General features: G+C 53.4%; 5 protein-coding genes. 1 reads left to right on the forward strand and 4 read right to left on the reverse strand.

The genetic code is table 11. The features are described 5' to 3' along the window. Positions 1-85: 85 nt before the first annotated feature. Positions 86-1,009, forward strand: a complete 924-nt coding sequence (cysK, locus tag AAC01S_RS18180; protein WP_067625849.1) for a cysteine synthase A — start codon at positions 86-88, stop codon at positions 1,007-1,009. Positions 1,010-1,260: 251 nt separating this feature from the next. Here the strand turns inward: cysK and AAC01S_RS18185 are convergent, their stop codons facing one another. The 4 genes from AAC01S_RS18185 to AAC01S_RS19815 form a co-directional block, all read right to left on the reverse strand. Next, positions 1,261-2,082: a hypothetical protein gene (locus AAC01S_RS18185; protein WP_067625852.1), complete on the reverse strand. Its 822-nt coding sequence runs from the start codon at positions 2,080-2,082 to the stop codon at positions 1,261-1,263. A 151-nt stretch (positions 2,083-2,233) separates the two neighbouring features. Further along, positions 2,234-2,440 carry a hypothetical protein gene (locus AAC01S_RS18190; protein WP_067625856.1) on the reverse strand — a complete coding sequence of 69 codons (207 nt, stop codon included), beginning with the start codon at positions 2,438-2,440 and terminating at the stop codon, positions 2,234-2,236. Beyond that, entirely contained in the window at positions 2,437-2,661 is a 225-nt protein-coding gene (locus AAC01S_RS18195; RefSeq protein WP_067625859.1) for a hypothetical protein, read from the reverse strand. The genes AAC01S_RS18190 and AAC01S_RS18195 overlap by 4 nt, the downstream gene beginning before the upstream one ends. Positions 2,662-3,181: 520 nt before the next feature. Beyond that, positions 3,182-3,561, reverse strand: a 380-nt coding sequence (locus tag AAC01S_RS19815; RefSeq protein ID WP_217997870.1) for a hypothetical protein, incomplete at its 5' end; no start/stop codon positions are given.

A 3,561-nucleotide genomic window follows, 5' to 3' on the forward strand; every position in this document is an offset into this window, starting at 1 on the left:
GTAGGAGAAGTTTCGGTGCGATTTCGCGCGATTTTAGAGATGTTTTTTGCAAATAGCAAATTTAGGTTCGAAGGGGACGACCGACATGCCGCTCTACGATTCTATTCTTGATTTAATCGGAAATACACCGACCGTGCGCCTCAACCGACTTCCAGATCCCAATGGGGCAAGTGTCTATTTGAAGTTGGAAGGAAAGAATCCGGCCGGAAGCGTCAAGGATCGTCCGGCGCTGAACATGATTGTCGTCGCGGAGCGGGAAGGAAAGCTCGTGCCTGGCAAGAGTACGGTGATTGAACCGACGTCTGGAAACACCGGCATTGGCCTTGCCATGGTCTGCGCGATTCGCGGCTATCGATGCATCATCACCATGCCAGACAATGCGACTGAAGAACGTGTCAAATTGTTGAAAGCGTATGGGGCAGAAGTTCATCTGACGCCTGAAAGCCAACGGATGCAAGGGGCCATCAAGGCTGCTGAAGAATTGGCGGCACGTATTCCGAATTCATTCATCCCCATGCAGTTTGACAATCCTGCAAATCCCGACGCTCATCGGCATACGACAGCGAAAGAGATCTACGACGATTTCGAAGGCAACCTCGATGCGCTCGTCTTGACTGCGGGAACTGGCGGAACCGTCACCGGTGTGGGCGAAGAGTTGAAGAAGCGAATTGCGAATCTCAAGATTTACGTCGTCGAGCCGAAAGGATCGCCAGTCATTTCCGGAGGTCAACCTGGACCGCACAAGATTCCGGGGACAGGTCCTGGATTTGTGCCAAGCATTTTGAATCGCGACGTGTTTGACGAGATCTTGTTGATTGAGGACAAGGACGCGCAAACCACCGCGCGCAGGCTGGCGGCGGAAGAAGGCATTTTGGTTGGTGCGTCTGGCGCGGCGTCCGCCTATTTCGGAATCCAAATTGCGAAAGACCTGCCCAAGGACGCACGCGTATTGTGTATTGCACCCGATACAGGCGAACGTTATCTATCTTCCGATTTGTTTCAAAGTTGAAAACATGGAGCAACAAGGAAGAATCAGAGGGAATTTTGCTGAAAGATGGGTCCAGGGACTCATGTAGCCGTGACATCCCCTCGGTATACTTGAAAACGTGGTGTAGATGAACTGTATCTACACTGTACCTATGAAAACCCCAATCCTGTGAGATTCACAGAAGCCTGTCGACATGCTCGGCAGGCTCTTTTTTTGAAACGCCTTAGAAATGTCTGAATGGAGACATCCGGCCGTCGGGCTGAAGATGCTGTTCACAGATTCTTGGAAAGCGTCGTCGTGGCATCCTGCAAAATTTTGGTCGCTTCTTGAATATCGGCCACTTTTTGTTGCTCGTACTCAACCATTTGTTGGAGAATTGGAATCAAGGCGCTCGGCTGCTTCTTTGCAGCGGCAGCCCGCAACTGATCGACACCGCTGTCCACCGCCTTCTGATAGTACAGGGCGTCCTCCAAATACGATATAACCTCGGTCGACGAGGATTCCTGTGACGACAGCAGTTTGCTTTTGGATTCAGAAACAGCTTCTTGCATCGCCGCAATATAGCCGCTCACGGCTGATTCGAATTGACTTTGCGACTGAACGTCATCCTTCGTCGCGGCTTGGTAATCCGCCAACGATTGGGCAAGCGTGATCGAAACATCCCCAGACGATCCACTTGAACCAGTGCCGTTGCTCGTATTTGCCGACGTGTCATTGGCAAACGCGTTCGCCGGATGCTTGATTCTCTTAGGATGAACGTCTGACTGATAGGGGGCGATAGCTTGTTCAAATTGAGTAATGATATGGTTGATATCGTTTTTGTCGTGTTTCGACGAAGAACTGGAACTGGTTTGATTACCTGTGGCTCCTGAGCTGTTGTCGACTTGCCAACTGAGCATTTCATCGATGCGTTTGACGATCTGTCGGTTTGGCGCGGCGGACAGAGGGCGACCGTGCATCGTTTTCGCGTGCATTTTCGCATTATCATGAACCGCTGTCTGCTTATCGGTCGCCGCGTAAACTGTACTTTGCAGCGCTGCAAAACCCAGAACAGCAGCCGCGGAACACATTGCGACTACAAGACGCTTCGTCACAAGATTCACCTCGTATAAATTGCTACTACACAATTCGAGTCGAGATGTCGATCCTGTGGGGGTACAACGCTCGCGATCCTATAGAAAGTTTCCTAGAAATCGAGGAAGTGGAGCGTTGACCCTGCCACATCTCTGCCGAGAAATCCCAGGTTCACTGCGTTCGTTTGCGGCTTGTCGCCATTTGCCGCAAACGTTCGACCGCGTAGGCGAACAATGCAGCCGAAGCGATGATCAAAAGATGCTCCAACAGGTGCGAAAACGATTTGCTGTCGCTCATGACACCGGGCACGAAGACCACAGCCATCACGGCTGCCGACAGGTAGAGCAGACAGGCGTACTGAAATGCGGATCGCTTCACGAAATCACCTCACTGTCTTCCAACGCTGTGTACGCAGCTTGCTGCGCCTTACGCGTCCACCATGCGGTCTGAAAACCAATCATCGCGCCTGCCACAGCGAATAGTCCGTGGACCAAAACGTGATGAATCACGCTTACATCGGACCAGGCATCGACCCCAGGCCATTCCCCGATCCCTATCGCGACAAGCGCCACGACGAGCGACAACGGAATTTGTGCCAAACCAATCACTCCTCTGCCAAACTTGATCATCTTGCGTCTATTAACGAGTTTGGACAGATTGTGTGAGACTTAAACCTAGCACGCCTCCCTATGGAATGTATCGAAACTGATCTTCAGCCGAGAAGGCGAGTGAAAATAGGGTTACAGGAATTTACAGATTTATGATTCGCGTTGTTTCATCGGACGGCGGACACATGAGCCGCCGAGAGTCGGCCAAGAGGTTCGGCTCAGTCCGATCTCGGCCATGCGGCACGGAATAAGGCGCGCTCGGAGATATTCTCATCCTCACCGAGACTGCCATTGCTTCCCGGAATGCGAGATCTGATCAACCTTCTCAAGCAAATCAAATCAAATCGATTTTTCAATGTCAGACCGTTTCCCATGGGTGCTTCAGTGTGTGTCGAATTAGCCGCGTTCGACAACGCAGAGGTCGCCACTGCCTAAACGGCTGAAATTTCCCATTCCGAAGGCAGCGGACGCGGATCCAGGAGCCGAGAACGCCTACAATGCCTGTACCCACTCACGCCCCCGTCGCCTGGCACACTCGCCTTCGCGTAACGGAATTTTTGACCGCTACGCCGCCCCGGCCGCCCGCGAGCGTGATCGCTCTCGTCGCCATAAGGGAACTTTTGACCGCTACGCCGCCCCGGCCGGCCGCGAGCGCGGTCGCTCTCGTCGCCATAAGGGAACTTTTGACCGCTACGTGGCCTTGGCCGGCCGCGAGCGTGGTCGCTCTCGTCGCCATAAGGGAACTTTTGACCGCTACGCCGTCCTCGCCGCCCGCGAGCGTGATCGCTCTCGTCGCCATAAGGGAACTTTTGACCGTTATGCCGCCCCGGCTGCCCGCGAGCGTGATCGCTCTCGTCGCCATAAGGGAACTTTTGACCGCTACGTGGCCCA

This window comes from Alicyclobacillus acidiphilus NBRC 100859 (assembly GCF_001544355.1).
GTDB classification, from domain to species: Bacteria; Bacillota; Bacilli; order Alicyclobacillales; family Alicyclobacillaceae; genus Alicyclobacillus; species Alicyclobacillus acidiphilus.